General features: G+C 71.7%; 15 protein-coding genes. 5 read left to right on the top strand and 10 right to left on the bottom strand.

The genetic code is table 11. The features are described from left to right. Positions 1-141: 141 nt before the first annotated feature. From C1I93_RS12145 to C1I93_RS12110, 7 genes are all read right to left on the bottom strand, one after another. A complete protein-coding gene (locus C1I93_RS12145) occupies positions 142-1635 on the bottom strand; it encodes a dihydrolipoamide acetyltransferase family protein (protein WP_111243371.1) in 1494 nt (497 codons plus the stop codon). Positions 1636-1640: 5 nt separating this feature from the next. Then, entirely contained in the window at positions 1641-2630 is a 990-nt protein-coding gene (locus C1I93_RS12140; protein WP_111243370.1) for an alpha-ketoacid dehydrogenase subunit beta, read from the bottom strand. Continuing rightward, positions 2630-3805 (bottom strand): pyruvate dehydrogenase (acetyl-transferring) E1 component subunit alpha, encoded by a 1176-nt coding sequence (gene pdhA, locus C1I93_RS12135; RefSeq protein ID WP_111243369.1) that lies wholly within the window; start codon positions 3803-3805, stop codon positions 2630-2632. The genes C1I93_RS12140 and pdhA overlap by 1 nt, the downstream gene beginning before the upstream one ends. Positions 3806-4439: 634 nt before the next feature. Next, complete coding sequence (locus tag C1I93_RS12130; RefSeq protein WP_111243368.1) at positions 4440-4712, bottom strand: hypothetical protein; 273 nt, start codon at positions 4710-4712, stop codon at positions 4440-4442. Positions 4713-4971: 259 nt separating this feature from the next. Continuing rightward, the gene (locus C1I93_RS12120) at positions 4972-6192 is read right to left on the bottom strand and encodes a hypothetical protein (RefSeq protein WP_111243366.1); all 1221 of its coding nucleotides are present in this window, start codon (positions 6190-6192) and stop codon (positions 4972-4974) included. A 123-nt stretch (positions 6193-6315) separates the two neighbouring features. Further along, complete coding sequence (locus tag C1I93_RS12115; protein ID WP_111243365.1) at positions 6316-7992, bottom strand: GTPase; 1677 nt, start codon at positions 7990-7992, stop codon at positions 6316-6318. Between the two features lie 58 nt (positions 7993-8050). Next, positions 8051-9892 carry a P-loop NTPase family protein gene (locus C1I93_RS12110; protein ID WP_111243364.1) on the bottom strand — a complete coding sequence of 614 codons (1842 nt, stop codon included), beginning with the start codon at positions 9890-9892 and terminating at the stop codon, positions 8051-8053. Positions 9893-10112: 220 nt separating this feature from the next. Here C1I93_RS12110 and dnaK point away from each other — a divergent pair, with 220 nt between their 5' ends. The 5 genes from dnaK (at position 10113) to C1I93_RS12080 (ending at position 15547) form a co-directional block, all read left to right on the top strand. Next, a complete protein-coding gene (dnaK, locus tag C1I93_RS12105) occupies positions 10113-11987 on the top strand; it encodes a molecular chaperone DnaK (RefSeq protein WP_111243363.1) in 1875 nt (624 codons plus the stop codon). Between the two features lie 46 nt (positions 11988-12033). Beyond that, positions 12034-12810 (top strand): nucleotide exchange factor GrpE, encoded by a 777-nt coding sequence (gene grpE / locus C1I93_RS12100; RefSeq protein ID WP_111243362.1) that lies wholly within the window; start codon positions 12034-12036, stop codon positions 12808-12810. A gap of 85 nt (positions 12811-12895) precedes the next feature. Further along, positions 12896-14071 (top strand): molecular chaperone DnaJ, encoded by a 1176-nt coding sequence (gene dnaJ, locus C1I93_RS12095; protein ID WP_111243361.1) that lies wholly within the window; start codon positions 12896-12898, stop codon positions 14069-14071. Between the two features lie 28 nt (positions 14072-14099). After that, on the top strand, positions 14100-14540 hold the full coding sequence (locus C1I93_RS12090) for a heat shock protein transcriptional repressor HspR (protein ID WP_111243360.1): 441 nt from the start codon (positions 14100-14102) through the stop codon (positions 14538-14540). Between the two features lie 746 nt (positions 14541-15286). Beyond that, positions 15287-15547 carry a hypothetical protein gene (locus C1I93_RS12080; protein WP_111243359.1) on the top strand — a complete coding sequence of 87 codons (261 nt, stop codon included), beginning with the start codon at positions 15287-15289 and terminating at the stop codon, positions 15545-15547. 81 nt (positions 15548-15628) lie between these two features. On the opposite strand, the gene C1I93_RS12075 is transcribed toward C1I93_RS12080, so the two are convergent. From C1I93_RS12075 to C1I93_RS12065, 3 genes are all read right to left on the bottom strand, one after another. Then, positions 15629-16057, bottom strand: a complete 429-nt coding sequence (locus tag C1I93_RS12075) for a hypothetical protein (protein WP_111243358.1) — start codon at positions 16055-16057, stop codon at positions 15629-15631. 166 nt (positions 16058-16223) lie between these two features. Then, the gene (locus C1I93_RS12070; protein WP_111243357.1) at positions 16224-17435 is read right to left on the bottom strand and encodes a cation:proton antiporter; all 1212 of its coding nucleotides are present in this window, start codon (positions 17433-17435) and stop codon (positions 16224-16226) included. 6 nt (positions 17436-17441) lie between these two features. Then, entirely contained in the window at positions 17442-17942 is a 501-nt protein-coding gene (locus C1I93_RS12065; protein ID WP_111243356.1) for a cation:proton antiporter regulatory subunit, read from the bottom strand. Positions 17943-18100 lie beyond the last annotated feature (158 nt).

The following is an 18100-nucleotide window of genomic DNA, read 5'->3' as shown; positions in this document are numbered from 1 at the left end:
GCGATTATTAGGTGAGCTGCGCCACCAGCCTAAGAATCGTAGGTCCACTGCCGGGTGTCCGGGAGCTTTCTTCGTCGTGAACGGCAACGGCCGGTGTGCCGGGCGTCAACCCGTCAGCACACCGGCCGTCGCGGCCGTACGTCAGGTCCAGGCGAGCAGCGCCGCCTCCGGATCGGTGAGGAAATCACCCACGTCACGCAGGAACTTCGAGCCCAGCTCACCGTCGATGATGCGATGGTCAAAGGAGAGTGCGAGCGTGGTGACCAACCGCGGCTTGACCTTGCCCTTGTGCACCCAGGGCTGTTCGCGAACCGCGCCGAAGGCCAGGATCGCCGACTCCCCCGGAGGCAGGATCGGCGTGCCGGTGTCCACCCCGAACACTCCGACATTGGTGATGGTCAGGGTGCCGCCGGACATGTCGGCCGGCGAGGTCTTACCGGCCTTGGCGGTCTGCACCAGACCGGTCAGCGCGTCCGCCAACTCACGCAGCGTGAGTTGGCCGGCATCCTTGATGTTCGGCACGATCAGGCCGCGTTCGGTGGCTGCCGCGATGCCCAGGTTGACGTACTCCTTGACGACGATCTCGTCACCGGCCCAGGTGGAGTTCACCATCGGGTGGCGCTTGACCGCCAGCAGCACCGCCTTCGCCACCAACAGCAGCGGTGAGACGCGTACGTCGCGCCACTCCCGTCGCCCACGCAGCCGGTCCAGGGCCTTCATCGCCCGGGTCACGTCGACGGTGAGGAACTCGGTGACGTGCGGCGCGGTGAACGCCGAACGGGACATGTTCTCGGCGGTGAGCTTGCGTACCCCCTTGACCGGGATGCGCTGCTCGCGGTCGGCGCCGAAGCTCGCGGCGGAGCTGGCCGGCGCGGCGGCCGCCAGCGGTTCGGCCACCGTCGGTGCCGACCCCGCCCGATGTACGTCCTCCCTGGTGATCGAGCCGAGCGGCCCCGACCCAGTGAGCGTGCGCAGGTCGACGCCGAGATCCTTGGCGAGCTTGCGTACCGGCGGCTTGGCCAGCACCGGCCCGCCGACGCGACCGTTGCCGTTCACCACCGGCGCGGCCGGAACCACCGGCGCAGCCGGAACCGCTGTCGGCGCGGCCGGAGCTGCTGTCGGCGCGGCCGGAGCCGGTGCGGGCCCCGCATGAGTCGGAGCCGGTATGACGGTTGTCTGGGCTGGGGCGCTGTTCTTACGGGGACGGCGTTTGGCCGCGGTGGTCCGGGGGCCGTAGCCGACCAGGACGGCGGTCCGGCCACCCGGTGCGGGGCCGCCGATCAGCCCCGGCTCGACCATGCCCTCGGCGGGTGCCACCTCTACGGCGGCCAGCGCGGCTGCCGAGGGGGTGGGCAGGTTGGCGGCAGACTTCTCGATCGGACCGGCGCCCGGGTCGGTGTCGATCGCGATGATCGGGGTGCCGACCTCGACAGTGGTGCCTTCCGGATGGAAGATCGCCTGGACCTGACCGGCCCACTTGGCCGGGATCTCCACGGCCGCCTTGGCCGTCTCCACCTCGACGATCGGCTGGTTCAGCTCGATGGTGTCGCCCACCTTGACCAGCCAGGCCAGGATCTCGCCCTCGGTCAACCCCTCACCCAGGTCGGGCAGGTTGAACTCCTTGATCCGGGACATGCCGCTCACCAGCCGAAGGTGCGGTCGACGGCGTCGAGCACCCGGTCGAGGTCGGGAAGGTACTCCTCCTCCACCCGGGCGGCCGGGTAGGGGGTGTCGAAGCCGGTCACCCGCAGCACCGGCGACTCGAGTGAGTAGAAGCACTCCTCGGTGATCCGTGCCGCGATCTCCGCGCCCAGACCCACGTTGGAGGGGGCCTCGTGCACCACCACCGCGCGGCCGGTGCGCCGCACCGAGTCGTACACCACGCCGAGGTCCAGCGGGGAGAGCGTACGCAGGTCGATGACCTCCAGGTCGCGGCCGTCCTCGGCGGCGGCGGTCGCCGCGTCCAGGCAGGTACGCACCATCGGGCCGTACGCCAGCACGGTGGCGTCCGTGCCGGGCCGGGCGACCCGGGCCGAGTGCAGGGGGTACGCCTCGGCCAGCGGGGCGTCCAGGTCGACCTGGCCCTTCTCCCAGTAACGCCGCTTCGGCTCCAGGAACACGATCGGGTCGTCCGAGGCGATCGCCTGCTGGATCATCACGTACGCGTCCTGCGGGTTGGCGCAGGAGACCACCTTCAACCCGGCGGTGTGCGCGAAGTACGCCTCCGGGGACTCGGAGTGGTGCTCCACCGCGCCGATGCCGCCACCGAACGGGATCCGGATGACCATCGGAATTCTCAGCTTGCCGCCCGAGCGGTAGTGCATCTTCGCCACCTGCGACACGATCTGGTCGTACGCCGGGTAGACGAAGCCGTCGAACTGGATCTCGCAGACCGGCCGGTAGCCACGGATGGCCAGGCCCACCGCGGTGCCGATGATGCCGGATTCGGCCAGCGGGGTGTCGATGACCCGCTGGTCACCGAAGTCCTTCTGGAGGCCGTCGGTGATCCGGAAGACGCCGCCGAGCTTGCCGACGTCCTCGCCCATGATGACGACCTTCGGGTCGTTCTCCAGGGCCTTGCGCAGGCCGATGTTGAGGGCCTTGCCGAGGGTGAGCGTCTCCGTGGCCATCAGTGCGCGCTCCCCTCGAACGACTCCAGGTACCGGCTGAACTGCGCGCGCTGCTGGTCCAGCAGCGGTGACCCGTTGGGGTAGACGTGGTCGAACATGGTGACCGGCTCGGGGTTGGGCATCTCCAGCACCCGCTCGCGCAGGTCGACCGCCTCCCGGCGGGCCTGCTCGTCGACCTCGGCGAAGAAGCCGGCGTCGGCGATCTTCTCCCGCTCCAGGAACGCCTTCACCCGGGCGATCGGGTCCTTCGCCTGCCACGCCTCCACCTCGCTGGCGATGCGGTAGCGGGTCGGGTCGTCGGAGGTGGTGTGCGCGCCCATCCGGTACGTGTACGCCTCGATCAGGCTCGGGCCCTGGCCGTGCCGGGCGTTGTCCAGCGCGTGCCGGGTCACCGCGTACGTGGCCAGCACGTCGTTGCCGTCCACCCGGATGCCGGGGAAGCCGAAGCCGGCGGCCCGCCGGTAGAGCGGGACCCGGGTCTGCCGTTCCAACGGCTCGGAGATGGCGTACTGGTTGTTCTGGCAGAAGAAGACGAGTGGGGCGTTGAAGACGCTGGCCCAGACGAAGGCCTCGTTGACGTCGCCCTGGCTGGTGGCGCCGTCGCCGAAGTAGGCGATCACCGCCTCGCCGTCCTCGCCACCGGTCTTGCCGTCCATGGTGACGCCCATGGCGTATCCGGTCGCGTGCAGGGTCTGCGCCCCGATCACGATCGTGTACATGTTGAACTTGAACTCGTTCGGGTCCCAGCCGCCCTGGTCGACGCCGCGGAACAGGCCCAGCGGCATGATCGGGTCGATGCCGCGGCAGTAGAGGACACCGTGCTCGCGGTAGGTCGGGAAGGCCATGTCCTGTGCGCGCAGCGCCCGGCCGGAACCCACCTGAGCGGCCTCCTGACCCAGCAGACTGGCCCAGAGGCCCAGCTCGCCCTGTCGTTGCAGCGCGGTGGCCTCGGCATCCAACTTCCGCACGAGCACCAGGTCGCGGTAGAGACCGCGGTACTCCTCGTCGGTGAAGTCGACGCGGTACACGGTGCCGTCCGGGCCGGTCACGCTCTCGATCCGCTCACCGGCCGGGGTGAGCAACTGCACCAGCTCCGGATCGCCGGTCACGGCCTTCCTGGATCGGGGTGCGGCTCGCCGGCCGCGGGTGCTGGCCCCGGGGTCGCCCTTTGCCATCCGTCTCTCCCTGTCGTGTCTGCGTCGGCACCGGGGGGTCACCCGGCCGCGCGACTCGTACGCCGGCCCCGGCTGGTGCCGGGATCGGTTCCTGGCGGCCGCGCCTAGCCCCGGTGGGGGTTGCCGCGCGGCGTGAGCCGGATTCATGGCCGAACCCGGTTCGGGAGCGCCGGCGCCCAGTCGTGCCTGCCGCGTGGGTGCGCGGAGGTCGCGGCTGCGTTGCCGTCGTGGCTCCATATTCGCATCAGGGGTGAGGCGTCCCACAGTCCGCCTGCCCCGCACCTCGGAACCGGCCCGCTTCGTTACCCGAAATGCCGGACTGTCCCGTGCACCGACGCGCGACCGATTGGTTACCTTTAATCACCATTCGGGCAGATGCGCGTGGCGACACGCGGCGTGGGGTTTGCCTACGCAGAGTGACTGACTCAGGCTGTTCGGGCGGGCCCCGTCTCACTCCGGTGGTCCGCCGGGCCGCACCCGACGGTCCCGCTCAGGGCGACGACGAGGAGTGCGAGGTGTTCGATCCAGGTGATGCTCCCGGGGCGGCGAGCCTGGGCCGGCACCGGGCAGCCGGCGACTACCGCCGGGTGGTGGGTGTGCACCGGGCCACCCGGACCACCGGTCCTTCCCGGGGCTACCTGCTTACGGTGGCGCTGCTGGCCGGCACCGCCTCGATGCCGGTCCTGGCCGCGATCAGCACCGGTTCGGCGACGGTGGGCAGCACCGCGCTGCCGGACGGCAGCACCCCGTTCATCCCGACGCCCTCGATCGGCCCGGTGGTCATCCCGCCGCCCCGGGGCACTGCGCCGGCCGCTGGGCCGCGGGTGCCCTCGGCGGGGCCGGTCGTGCCTTCCGTCGAGCCGGTAGCGGGCGGGCCCACCCCGGTGCCCACCGTCACGTCGGTCACGCCGCCGGTACGCCCTCGCCGACGCCCTCTCCTGAGCCGACCGGGTCCGTGGCACCGACCGCCTCCGTCGAACCCGAGCCCTCGGCGGAGCCGGAGCCGGAGCCGGAGCCAGAACCCGAGCCGGAGCCGGAACCCGAGCCCGAGCCGTCCGCGAGCATGTCGGCGGAGCCGAGTGTGTCCGTCGAACCCGAGCCGTCGGCGGAGCCGGGCGAGCCGGTCCACCCGACCCGCCAGGTGCCGGCTCCGCCGCGCTGACCGCTCAGTCGTCGTCGGTGAGCCGGTGCCGGTTCGCGTCGATCCAGGCGTCGAGGGCGGCCGGGTCGTCCGGGTCGACGCCGTCGGCCATCAACTGGGCTACGGCGGCGGTCGCCGGGCTGCGCCGCTCGCCGGTGGCGTAGAGCCGGACGAACTCCGGCACCATCTCCTCGATCGCGGTGTCGGTCCGGGCCGCCGCCGACGCGGACAACCCGCGCCGACGGGCAGCGTACGCGGCCCAGGCGCGCAGCACCCGGGGCAGCATCGCCGCATCGTCCATGTCCAGTACGGCCCGCCGGTGCACCCAGTCGAGCAGGAAGAGCCCGGCCACCGTGGGACTCCAGCGCAGCGGATCGGCGTCCGAGAAGCTCACCGCGTGATCCAGCAGCAGGCCCAGGCAGAAGTGCAGGGAGGCCAGCTCCGCATCGTCCACGGTGTCCAGTCCGGCCCGAGCCGCCTCGGGCGACGCCAGGAAACGCCGGATCTCCTCGGCCCGCTCGGCGTCCGGCAGGGGGTCGTCGTCGACCGGCGGCGGGGCTGCGGTCGCGGCGGGCAGCACCGCCAACCTGGCCCCGACCAGCGCGCGATCCGTGGCCAGTGAACTCGCTCCGGGCAACTGCCCCAGCTGGTCGGTGACGGCCAGGTGCCGGCTCACCTCACTGCGTACCCGGGTCGGGTCCTCCGCACGGAACCAAGTCAGCTCGTCGGTGGCGCACAGCTGCCGCACCTGGTCGAGGATCATGGCGGCCGGTCCGCCGACGAAGATGTCCTTGGTGATGCCGATGTTGTGGTCGACAAGCGCCACCAGCGCGTGCTCCGGCCCGCCCGTGTCGTCGTCATAGGCGAAGGTGGCCAGGTACGACGTCTGATCGCCGTAGACGTCGCCGTACGCCCAGCTGCCGGTGAGGTGCACCCGGCCGAGCTGACCCGACCAGGCGGGTGCGGTGGCGCCGGGGCGGACCCGATCCGCGCCTGTCGCGTCCGGCACCAGGGCCGCGAAGATCGCGCGTACGGTGGTCGCCGCGGCGGCCCGGCGGCGCGTGGTGGCCGCGAGGAAACCGGCGACGAACTCCCGTACCGCCGCCTCGCGATCGGTTTCGGCGATCTCGTACACGCTGCCCAGCAGTGCCGCGCCGAGCATTTCCGCGTCGAGAGCCGAGTCGAGCTTGGTCACGTCGCGGGCGGCGTGCAGCACCGCCTCGTAGGGGGTCTGTGGCGTGGCCATGACCCGACCCTACGCCGCCCGCCGCCCGGTCACGCGGTGAGCGGGCCGTGCGTTGCGCTGCCGGGCTCGCTCGGGTCACCCGCGCCGGGCTCGCTCGGGTCACCCGCGCCGGGCTCGCTCGGGTCACCGGTGTCGGGCGACCTCCAGGACGGTCCGCGCGTCGGCGTGCGCGGCGATCACCGCGCGTACCGGCGCGAGAACGTACTCGTCAGCGACGGCGCCCACCGCCCCGGTCAGCCGCGCCTGCGCCCGTTGCCGGGCCCGCCCGGCGGCCCACCGGACCGCGGGCCGGGTCACCGCGGCGGTCAGCAGCCCCGCCAGCAATCCTCCGAGCAGCAGCAGGGTCGGTGCCGGAACCTCACCGACCATCGGGTGCCGCAGCTCGGGCAGCCCGAGGATCCGCAGCCCGTAACCGAGCAGCAGCCACGCCAGCCCGGCCACGGCGGCGAAGGTCACCAACCACTGCACCCCGCCGACCAGCCGCCACCAGAGCCGGGGCCGGTCCATGCCCAGATCGACGCCGGCGACCGCCCGATCCAGCGCGTCCGGCAGGTCGCCGATACGGGACCGGGCCGCCGCGGTCACCGCGTTCGGCCAGGCACTCGGCAGGCCGGAACCGGCCCGCTCGGACACCGTCCGCAGGGCCAGCGCCAGCGCGGACTTGTCGGCGACACTGGGCTCGGGCACGGAGGTCGCGGCGACCAGGCTCTCCGCCGGGTCGCTCGGCGCCTCGGCCAGGTGCAGCCGCCGCAGCGGGTCGGGACGCAACCGCCGCCAGAACCGGACCAACGGCCAGCCGGTGGCCGCCGCGGCCCGGTGCCGGTAGGCCTGCTCGACCGCGTCCGCCACCGCCGGCACCCCCGCCGCGACGTTGAGCGCCCGGTGCAGCGTGCCGACGGCGGGATCGTCCGGGGCGAGCGCCGAGCGGGGTGCGCCGACCATTTCGTCCAGCGCGGCGACCACGCCATCCACGTCTCCGGAGAGCCGGCGCAGCGCGGCCTGCCGTTCGGCGACGGTACGCTCCAACGCCTCCCGCAGGCCGTCCGGGCCGTTGGGATCGGTGATGCTGGTGGCCAGCAGCGGCACGCCGGGCAGTTCGTCCGCGTCGAGCAGCCGGCGCAGGTCGGCGAGGACCACGGGCACGTCGGCAGGCGGCAGCCGGTCGGCCTGATGGAGTACGACAAGTGTGACGTCCCGGTGCCTGTGGAACTCCCGCAGATAGTTGCGGTGCACCACCCGGTCGGCGTACTTCTGCGGGTCGACCACCCAGACCACGAGATCCACCAGACCGAGCAGCCGGTCCACCTCGAGCCGGTGTGAGTGCTGCACCGAGTCGAAGTCCGGCAGGTCGAGCAGGATCAGCCCGTGCAGCGCGGACTCGTCCGCACCGTCCAGCAGGCTCTCCCGGACGAACCGGTGCCGGGGCAGCACACCGAGCCAGTCGAGCAGCCGGCTGCCCCCGTCGAGCGGGCCCCAGACACAGGCATGGGCCACGCCGGTGGTGGGGCGGCGTACCCCGACGGGCGACAGCTCCATCCGGGCCATCGCGTTGAACAGGCTCGACTTGCCGCTGCCGGTCGCACCGGCCAACGCCACGACTGTGTGGTCGCGGGAGAGCGCCAGCCGGGTGCCGGCCCGCTCGACCAGGGTGCGCGCCGGCACCAGCGGAGTGTCCGGCAGGTGCCCGTCGACGATGCCGAGAAATCGCTGCACCGCCTCGAGTCGGGCGAACAACTGGTCGGCGTCGACCCGCCCGTCGGCCCGCAACGCCTCGCGCAGGCGTCCGCCCAGGCCGCTCATTGCCGTCCCCCGTCCGGGACCGGGGTGCCGGCACGCGACACCGACCCGGTCTGCTCGCTCACGAATTCCGCCCCTCGTCGGATTCCCGCACCGCCGGTGCCGCGGTGGCGAAGCCGCTGTGTCGGCGCGCCGTCTCCACTCGTTCGGCCGCCCGGCGCAGTTCCCCCGCTGCCCGTCCCGCCGGTCGGGCCGGTTCGGTCCGGGTCAGGTAGCGGTCGGCCTCGGCGTCCAGCAGGATCCGTACCCGTTTCAGCAGATCCTCCCGGGCCTTGCCGGCCAGCGTACGGACGGCCTGGTCACCGAAGATCGCCTGAAGCACCGCCTGCCCGGCGACTGTGGTGCCCGCGCCGGTGGCGACCTCCAACCCGGTCGGGATGAAGGCGGTCGAGGCGAAGACGGCGATCATGACGGCCAGCCCGGTGGCGTTGACCGCGTACGCCGCCGTACGGGCCACGAAACGCTTGTCGCCGCCCTCGACGCGGACCAGCTCCAGCACGTCACGCTGCCAGTCCCGGATCAGCCGCTCGACCCGTTCGGGCAGGTCTGGCGAGTGGTGGGCCAGGTCCTCCGTGAGCAGTGCGGCCCCGGCGGGGTGTGCCTTCCAGCCGGTGTACGCGTGCTCGGCGGCCTCGGCCGCCACCCCGCGCAGCAGGGTCGACAGCTGGGATTCGATCGCGTCGCGCAGCTGCGCCGCCGGTGCCGGTCGTCCGCTGATCGCGCCCACGATCCGGTCCCGCAGCCGGCCGATCCGCGCCTCCAGGGTGCGGAAGAAGTCGCTGGTGCCGACGAACTCCTGCCAGCGGGTGAGCACCTCGCCACGGAGCATCCGGCCGTCGCGCAGCCCCTGTTCGACGGTCCGGTTCGCGGCCCGGTACGCGGCGCGTACCCGGTCGTCCAGCGCGTCGGCGGCGGTCACCTGCTCGTCGGCGGCCTCGACCAGGCTCTGCACTGCCGGTCGCAGCGCGGCCAGGGCGCCGCCCAGGGTCTGTCGCACCACTGCCGCGCGGGCCTCCGCGTCGGCGGCGAGCCGGCCGAACCAGTCCGCCAGCGGGGCGGTGACCCGGTCGGGCAGCAGGCCCTGCCCGTCGACCCAGGTCTCCGGCAGCACGAACAGCGGTGCCGAGCCGAGGCCCTGCTCGGCGAGCATCTCGGCGAGGTGGGCGGCGACCTCGTCGGTGGCCTCCGCCGGCACCCGGTCGAGCACCAGGGCGATCACCGCGCCCCGGGCGCGCGCGCCGTGCAGCAGTTCCCAGGGGACGGCGTCGGCGTAGCGGGCAGCGGTGGTGACGAAGAGCCAGAGGTCGGCGGCGGCGAGCAGTTGGCCGGCCAGCGCCCGGTTGGCGTCCACCACCGAGTCGATGTCGGGGGCGTCCAGGAACGCCAGCCCGGGCGGCAGTGCCGGGGCGGTGACCAGGTGCAGGGTGCCGGGGTCCGCGCTGGGTTGGTTGGTACGGGTCAATCCGGGCAGCAGCTCGCCGCGGCGGAACCAGGGCGAGTCGGCCGGGTTGCAGACCAGCACCGGCGACCGGGTGGTGGGTCGCAGCACCCCGGCAGCGCTGACCCGGGCCTGCACCAGGCTGTTGACAAGTGTCGACTTGCCGGCGCCGGTGGAGCCGCCCACCACCACGAGCAGCGGCGCGTCGAGGCGGGAGAGCCGCGGCAGCAGGTAGTCGTCGAGTTGGTCGGCGAGCGCGGCGGTGACCCGCTCGGCCGTCTCGGCCGAGGGCAGGGCCAGCGGGAACCGGGCCGCCCCGATCGCGGCGCGCAGGCCGGTCAGGGCGTCGGGCAGGTGGCCGTCCCGGGTGGCCGCGGGCCGGTCCTTCCCGGCGTGGGCGAGGCCGGTGCGGGCTGCGACGGCGGGCGCGCCGAAGGGTGAGGCGTTATCGCCGTTCGTCGTCACCGCTAAAGCGTGCCCGACCGACACAAGGTAAGACAACCAGTCCCGCCGAGCAGCGGGTTGCGTCGGGCAGGCTCAACTCGACTTGACGATTCCTGATCGCGTGGCACTATTGAGTCAAGTTCACTCAACTTGAGGTGGGGTCGCTGCGGGCGGCGCCCGCCGGGCAGCGGCGGCGGATGGTTCCGTGCCCTGCTCAACGTTACGAAGCGAGGAAGCGAAGATGGCACGTGCGGTCGGTATCGACCTCGGCACGACGAACTCCTGCGTCAGCGTCCTGGAGGGCGGTGAGCCCACCGTCATCGCCAACGCTGAGGGCTCGCGGACGACCCCGTCGATCGTCGCGTTCGCCCGCAACGGCGAGGTGCTCGTCGGCGAGGTCGCCAAGCGCCAGGCGGTGACGAACCCGGACCGGACGATCCGCTCGGTCAAGCGGGAGATCGGCACCAACTGGTCCGTCGACATCGACGGCAAGAAGTACACCCCGCAGGAGATCTCGGCGCGGACGCTGATGAAGCTCAAGCGGGACGCCGAGGCGTACCTGGGCGAGCAGATCACCGACGCGGTGATCACCGTCCCGGCCTACTTCAACGACGGCCAGCGCCAGGCCACCAAGGAGGCCGGTGAGATCGCCGGCTTCAACGTGCTGCGGATCGTGAACGAGCCGACCGCGGCCGCCCTGGCGTACGGGCTGGACAAGGGCTCCAAGGAGCAGACCGTCCTCGTCTTCGACCTGGGTGGCGGCACCTTCGACGTGTCGCTGCTCGAGTTGGCCGAGGGCGTCATCGAGGTCAAGTCGACCAGTGGCGACAACCTGCTCGGTGGTGACGACTGGGACCAGCGGATCATCGACCACCTGGTGAAGACCTTCCGTGGCGAGCACGGCATCGATCTGGGCCAGGACAAGATGGCGTTGCAGCGGCTCAAGGAGGCGGCCGAGAAGGCCAAGATCGAGCTGTCCGCCGCCACCACCACCAACATCAACCTGCCGTACATCACCGCCGGCGCGGCCGGCCCGCTGCACCTGGACGTCACGCTCAGCCGGGCCGAGTTCCAGCGGATGACGCAGGACCTGCTGGACCGCTGCAAGGGTCCGTTCGAGCAGGCCGTCAAGGACGCCGGGATCAAGGTCTCCGACGTCGAGCACGTGATCCTGGTAGGCGGCTCGACCCGGATGCCGGCCGTGACCGACCTGGTCAAGCAGCTCACCGGCCGTGACCCGAACAAGGGCGTCAACCCGGACGAGGTCGTCGCCGTCGGTGCCGCCCTCCAGGCCGGTGTGCTCAAGGGCGAGGTCAAGGACGTCCTGCTGCTCGACGTGACCCCGCTGAGCCTGGGCATCGAGACCAAGGGCGGCATCTTCACCAAGCTGATCGAGCGCAACACCACCATCCCGACCAAGCGGTCCGAGGTGTTCACCACCGCTGACGACAACCAGCCGTCGGTGCTCATCCAGGTCTTCCAGGGCGAGCGCGAGATCGCCGCGTACAACAAGAAGCTCGGCACCTTCGAGCTGACCGGCCTCCCGCCGGCGCCGCGCGGCGTGCCGCAGATCGAGGTCACCTTCGACATCGACGCCAACGGCATCGTCAACGTCCACGCCAAGGACCTGGGCACCGGCAAGGAGCAGAAGATGACCATCACCGGCGGCTCCTCGCTGCCGAAGGATGACATCGAGCGGATGCGCCGGGACGCCGAGGAGCACGCGGACGAGGACAAGCGCCGCCGCGACGAGGCCGAGAGCCGCAACGTGGCCGAGGCCCTCCAGTGGCAGACCGAGAAGTTCCTCGCCGAGAACGGCGACAAGCTCCCCGCCGAGAACCGCGAGAAGCTCAACGAGGCCCTCGGTGAGCTGCGGGGTGCGCTCGGTGGCAGCGACATCGATAAGATCAAGTCGGCGCACGAGCGGCTGGCGCAGGTCTCCCAGGAGGCGGGCTCGCTGCTCTACGCCCAGCAGGCCGAGCAGGCCCAGGCGGGTGGCGCGGGCGGTGCCGGTGCCGGTGCGGCGGGTGCCGGCCCGGCCGGCGGAGCCCAGGCCGGCGGTGCCCGGCCCGACGATGTGGTCGACGCGGAGATCGTGGACGAGGACAAGAAGTGACGGTCCTGGCGGACCCGATCGCACAGGCAAGGGATGAGGTAGTCGTATGACGGAGAAGCCACGAGCCGCCGACCCGGGTGACACCGGGTCGGCGCCGGGTGGCTCGGCGCCTGAGCCGGCTGCCGGCAACGCGCCGCGGGTCGTCATCCGCAACAACCGCAAGATCAGCCAGACCCACGAGCCGGATGGGGCGGCCGCCGACGCCGGTTCGGACGCTCCGGCGGAAGGGCTGGTCGAGGACGCCGAGGTCGTGGTCGACGCGATCGAGGTGGAGACCAGCGCGCTGAGCGAACCGGCGACGGAGGGACCACCTGTGGTGGACTCACCGGCGAATCCGACCGACGAGTCGCCGGCCCGGGACAAGGCCAAGGCTGCTGACGGCGGGCGCGCCGCCGAGCTGGAGGCGCTCCGCGCCGACCTGGAGGAGCGCACGCGGGACCTGCAACGGGTCTCGGCCGAGTACGCCAACTACCGCAAGCGCGTCGAGCGTGACCGTGGCCTGGTCACCGAGCAGGCAACCGGCTCGGTGCTTGCCGCGCTGCTGCCGATCCTGGACGACCTGGACCGGGCCCGGGAGCATGGCGACCTGGTCGGCCCGTTCGGCTCGGTGGCCGAGCAACTGACCACCGCGCTCGGCAAGTTCGGTCTGAGCCCGTTCGGTGAGCAGGGTGACCCGTTCGACCCGACGCGGCACGAGGCGGTGGCCCACCAGACCTCGGCCGACGTCACCGAGCCGACCTGCGTACAGGTGATGCGTCGGGGCTACCAGATCGGTGAGCGACTGCTGCGGCCCGCGCTGGTCGCGGTGGCCGACCCGGAATAGCGCACGACGGTGACCGGGCCGCCCCGCCTGCCGAAATTCGGCGGGTGGGGCGGCTCCGGCCCGGAGGCGGGGAGGAGGTGGACGGTTGAGTTCCAAGGACTGGATCGAGAAGGACTACTACGCGGTCCTGGGCGTGGCGAAGACCGCCCCCGCTGATGAGATCAAGAAGGCGTACCGGAAGCTGGCCCGGGAGTCGCACCCGGACCACAACCCCGGTGACGCCACGGCCGAGGAGCGTTTCAAGGCGGTCTCCGAGGCGTACGCGGTGCTCGGCGACGACGCCAAACGCCGCGAGTACGACGAGATGCGCTCGTTGTTCGGCTCGGGCGCGTTCCGGCGCGGCGCCCGCCAGCCAGGTCAGCCCGGCGGCGTACCGTTCGACATGTCCGACCTGTTCGCACAGGGTGCGACGGGCGGTGGCCGGTTTGCCGGTGGCGGCATCTCCGACCTGTTCAGCTCGATCTTCTCGGGTGGCGCGGGCGGCGGTGGCGCACCCGGTCCGGCGCGTGGTCGCGACATCGAGACCGAGGTGGCGCTCGACTTCGACGACGCCGTCCGGGGAGTCACCCTGCCGCTGTCGCTGCGAGCCCCCGGCGTCTGCGACACCTGCCACGGCAACGGCGCCAAGCCGGGCACCCAACCCCGACCCTGCCCGGTCTGCCACGGTGCCGGCGTGACCACCCGTAACCAGGGTGCGTTCAGCTTCTCCGAGCCGTGCCGCAACTGTCAGGGCGTCGGCACGGTGGTCGACGAGAAGTGCCCGGAATGCCAGGGCACCGGCGGTGTCACCAAGACCCGTACGCTCAACGTCCGCTTCCCGGCCGGGGTGGCCGACGGGCAGCGGATCCGGCTGGCCGGCCGGGGCGAGCCGGGCGAGCGCGGTGGCCCAGCGGGTGACCTGTTCGTGCACGTCAAAGTGCGGCCGGACGAGCTGTTCGGGCGCACCGGCGACGATCTCACCCTGACCGTGCCGATCACGTTCGCGGAGGCGGTGCTCGGCACCGACCTGCGGGTGCCGACCCTCGACGGCGCGGTCACCCTGCGGGTGCCACCCGGCACGCCGAGCGGACGGATCCTGCGGGCCCGGGGCAAGGGCGTGACCCGCCGCGACGGCCAGGCCGGTGACCTGCTCGTCACGCTCGACGTGGTGGTGCCGGCGGGGGTGTCCGACGAGGCCCGCAAGGCCCTGGAGACCTTCGCCGAGCAGAGCCCGCCGGCCGGGCGGGAACATCTCGACGCCCGGGTGCGTCGATTCGGTTGATCGGTGAAGTGGTGCGGAGGTGAGCGGGATGGCGGACGGATTCGTCGGCTCGGATGACCCTGCCTACGAGGCCAAGGTGCTGATGATCTCGGTCGCGGCACGGATGGCGGGCATGCACCCCCAGACGTTGCGCCAGTACGACCGGCTCGGCCTGGTACAGGCCGGCCGGGCGGCCGGCGGCGGGCGACGCTACAGCGTCCGGGACGTGGTGCTGCTGCGCGAGGTGCAGCGACTCAGCCAGGACGACGGGGTGAACCTCGCCGGCATCAAGCGGATCATCGGCCTGGAACAGCTGCTGGAGCAGGCGCAACAGCGGGTCGCCCAGATGGAGGCCGAGCTGGAGGCGGCGTACCGCCGGATGGCCGAACTGGAGTCGCTGGCCCGCTTCCCCGGCCGTGACCTGGTGCCCACCAACCGCACCTCCACCGCCCTCGTGGTCTGGCGTCCCCGGAGTAGCCCGGGTCGCTGACGCTGCGCGGTGGGGTGCTGCGACGGGGCCACACCAACTCGTCGCGGCTTGGCTTCGCCGGGTCGCCGATCAGCGTTGGATCAGGTGCGGGGACCGGAGCGTGACCGTTAGCCCTGTTCGTCGCCGTCGGTGGGGCGCGGGAGGCGACCGCCGACCTGACCCGCCTGGGGCCGGAGCCGCCGGACCCGCGGCTGATGCAGCTTCGTTTCCTCGGCTGGGTCGGCAAGCCGACCCGCTGACCAGCAGATTCTGCCGGTAGTGCGCCGGCTGGCTTCTCGCCCCGTGTGTCTGTGCCGCACGCTATCGAGCTGAACCGTTTAGGCCATCACATCGTTCGGCGCTGTCGCTGTCGCTGTCGCTGTCGCTGTCGCTGTCGCTGTCGCTGTCGCTGTCGCTGTCGCTGTCGCTGTCGCTGTCGCTGTCGCTGTCGCTGTCGGTCTGCGGTGCCTCGGCTGGCTCGTAGCCGTCGGGTCCGTCTGCGTGTCTCGGGTCCGCCTTGCGGTCCTCCGGCAAGTGTGACCATCCGTGGCACCCGGGTGGGGTCGCCGAGGTTGCGACCCGTTCTTGCTATCAGCTCCATAGGCGCCACCTGCACTATGTGCACCCCCGGCGGAGGGCAGCTCGTTCACGTGGTGACACGCCGCTCGGGTTCAGGGAAACCCGAGCGGGAAGTCGGTTTTCTCGCTAGCCTCGATGATGAATCGGATGTAACCATCTCAAACCGGACCCGACTGGCGGGGGGAGCCATGACGGAAGCGGCGAAGAAGGTGGCCGAAGAGGCGGAGCAGCGACTCGACAACCTGGCGGAGAACGTCCGGCAGCGGTTCGACCGGATCACCAAAGGGCGCTTCGCCGACCAGGTCAACTCCGGCAGGTTCAGCGGCCAGGGCAATCGGAACAACCAGAGCGGCCAGAGCGGTCGGGGTGGGCAGAGCGGTCGGGGTGGGCACGGTGCCGGGCAGGCACGTACCGATCAGCACCGCAGAGAGCGAGGCGGATCGCACTGACGATCCGCCGGGAACGGGCCGGGAGCCACGGGGGTTCCCGGCCCGTTCGCTGCACTGAATCTTGGTACGACGGGGCAGGAGTCAGAGGCGGCGGTTTTCGCGGACCAGGCCGCCCTCGCACCAATCCCGGTAGACGAAGAGTCCCGGTTGGGAGAGCAGCACCCGGCTGTTGTGCGCCCAGGTGCGCATCAGTTCGTCGCCGTTGCGCTCGGCCTGATCCACGAGTTTGCGGAAGCGGCGCTTCGGGTGGGCCCGGAAGTTCGTCCGGATCCCGTCGGCGGCGTAGATGTAGAGGCAGTGCAGGGCGAACCGGCGGGCCGGACAGTTCGGGTCCATGGCCAGGTCGAAGAGCGTCATCACCAGGCGGTCGCCGGAAACCAGCAGATCCCAGTCCGGCGGCATCGACGCCAACGGGACCGAATCGGGGTGGTACGCCCACGCCCGCAACTCTGCGGGGCTCGGGTCGACGGGGTTGGCGAAGCCGTGGAACGTTGACTCCTGCACGCTCACCGGCCAACCTTCCGCTCTGCGCGCGGGGGATCTCCCGCCCCCTCCGCGAACCCTGGCTGCTGGGGCGACACGTTAACGCGGTACCGGTGAGTACGGGTAGCCCTTCCCGAGGAGCAATTCGGCATCCATTGGTGGGCCTGGTCACCCTTGCCGTCGACCGGGCCGGTCAGACCCGGTCAGATGTCGATGCCGTCCGGGCCCGCTGGAGCGCGGCACGTGCCCGCAGCCGGCGTCTGAACCAGTCAAGGTCCGGCAGCCGGGCGAGCATCGGTCCGGTCACCACCGTGATCAGCACGTACGTCGCGGCGAGCGCGGCCAGCTCCGGGGTGACGCTGCCGGCGGTCACCGCCAGACCGGCGATGACGATGGAGAACTCGCCCCGGGGCACCAGGGCCAGGCCGGCCCGCCAGCGACCAGGTTCGGCGATGCCCGCCCGCCGGGCCGCCAGGTAACCGGTCAACGTCTTGGTCGCCATGGTGACGACCGCCAGCAGCAGCGCCGGCAGCAGCACCGGCGGGATGTGCCCGGGGTCGGTGGCCAGCCCGAAGAAGACGAAGAAGACGGCGGCGAAGAGGTCGCGTACCGGGGTCAGCAGTTCGGTGGCGTGGTGGGCCACCGGTCCGGAGAGCGCGATGCCGACCAGGAACGCGCCCACCGCGGCGGACACCTGGAGTCGCTCCGCGATCCCGGCCACCAGCAGGGTCAGGCCGAGCACCCCGAGCAGCAGCGCCTCGGCGTTGTCGGCAGACATGGCCCTGGAGATGAGATTGCCGAAGCGGATCGCGACCACCAGCACGGTGACCACCGTCAACACCGCGATGCCGAGGGCGATGCCGCCCTGCACGAAACCGACCCCGGCCAGTAGCGCGGTCGCCAGCGGCAGGTAGAACGCCATCGCCAGGTCCTCGACCACCAGCACCGAGAGGATCACCGGAGTCTCCCGGTTGCCCAGCCGACCAAGGTCAGCCAGGATCTTGGCGATCACCCCGGAGGACGAGACCCAGGTGATCCCGCCCAGCACCACGGCGGCCACCCAGCCCCAACCGAGCAGCAGGGCGAAGGCCGCACCCGGCAGCGCGTTGAGCAGGGCGTCGATCAACCCGGCCGGGGCGGCCGAGCGCAGGTTGCCCACCAACTCGTCGGCCGAGTATTCGAGGCCGAGCATCACCAGCAGCAGGATCACGCCGATCTCGGCACCTACGGCGAAGAACTCCTCGCTGGCCTGCAGTTCCACGATGCCGCCGTGGCCGAGGGCGAGCCCCGCGAGCAGGTACAGCGGGATCGGGGAGAGCCCGATCCGGCGACCGAGCCGGCCGAGCAGCCCGAGCAGGAACAGCAGCGCACCGACCTGGATGAGCAGGTTCGTGGAGTCGTGCACCGTGGTTCAGCCGGTCGGGTGGTCGTCGGCGAAGATCGCGCTCGCTCCGTCCAGACCCTGCCGGTTACCGACGACCACCACCACGTCGCCGGCGGCGAAGCGGAAGGTGGGTGACGGCGAGACGATCACCTCACCGGCGCGCAGCACCGCCACGATCGAGGCGCCCGTGCGGCTGCGGACCTTCGCGTCGCCAAGGGGCCGGTTCACGTACGCCGAGGAGGCGGGGATGGCGATCTGCTCGGTGAGCAGCCCGGCGGCCTGCTCGCGCAGCCCGGAGAGCTGACCGAGGATCAGTGACGCGCCGAGGATGTCGGCGAGCGCCGCCGCCTCGTCGTCGGTGAGCGGAACGTCCGCGGCACAGCCGTCCGGGTCGTCCCAGTCGTAGAGCACCAGATCGCGTCGACCGTTGCGGTGGGAGACGACCCCCAGCCGGCGGCCGGATTCGGTCATCATGTCGTGGCGTACGCCGATCCCCGGCAGGGCCGTCTGTTCCACACGCACTCGCACGGCCTCAGGCTACTCCCGCACCGGAGGCCCAATGTTCTCCCGCCGGACCCGTCCTCTGATCACGTTATGCCTGCTGATTGCCGTGTCGGGCTGCGCGATCGGTGACATCCGCCGGACCCGGCCCGCGCCCTCGCCCTCGACCGTCGAGGCGTCCCCGC

Source organism: Micromonospora endophytica, assembly GCF_003236305.1.
GTDB classification, from domain to species: Bacteria; Actinomycetota; Actinomycetes; order Mycobacteriales; family Micromonosporaceae; genus Micromonospora; species Micromonospora endophytica.
The sequence above is the reverse complement of the archived record's forward strand: the minus strand, read 5'-3'. Positions and strand labels throughout refer to the sequence as shown.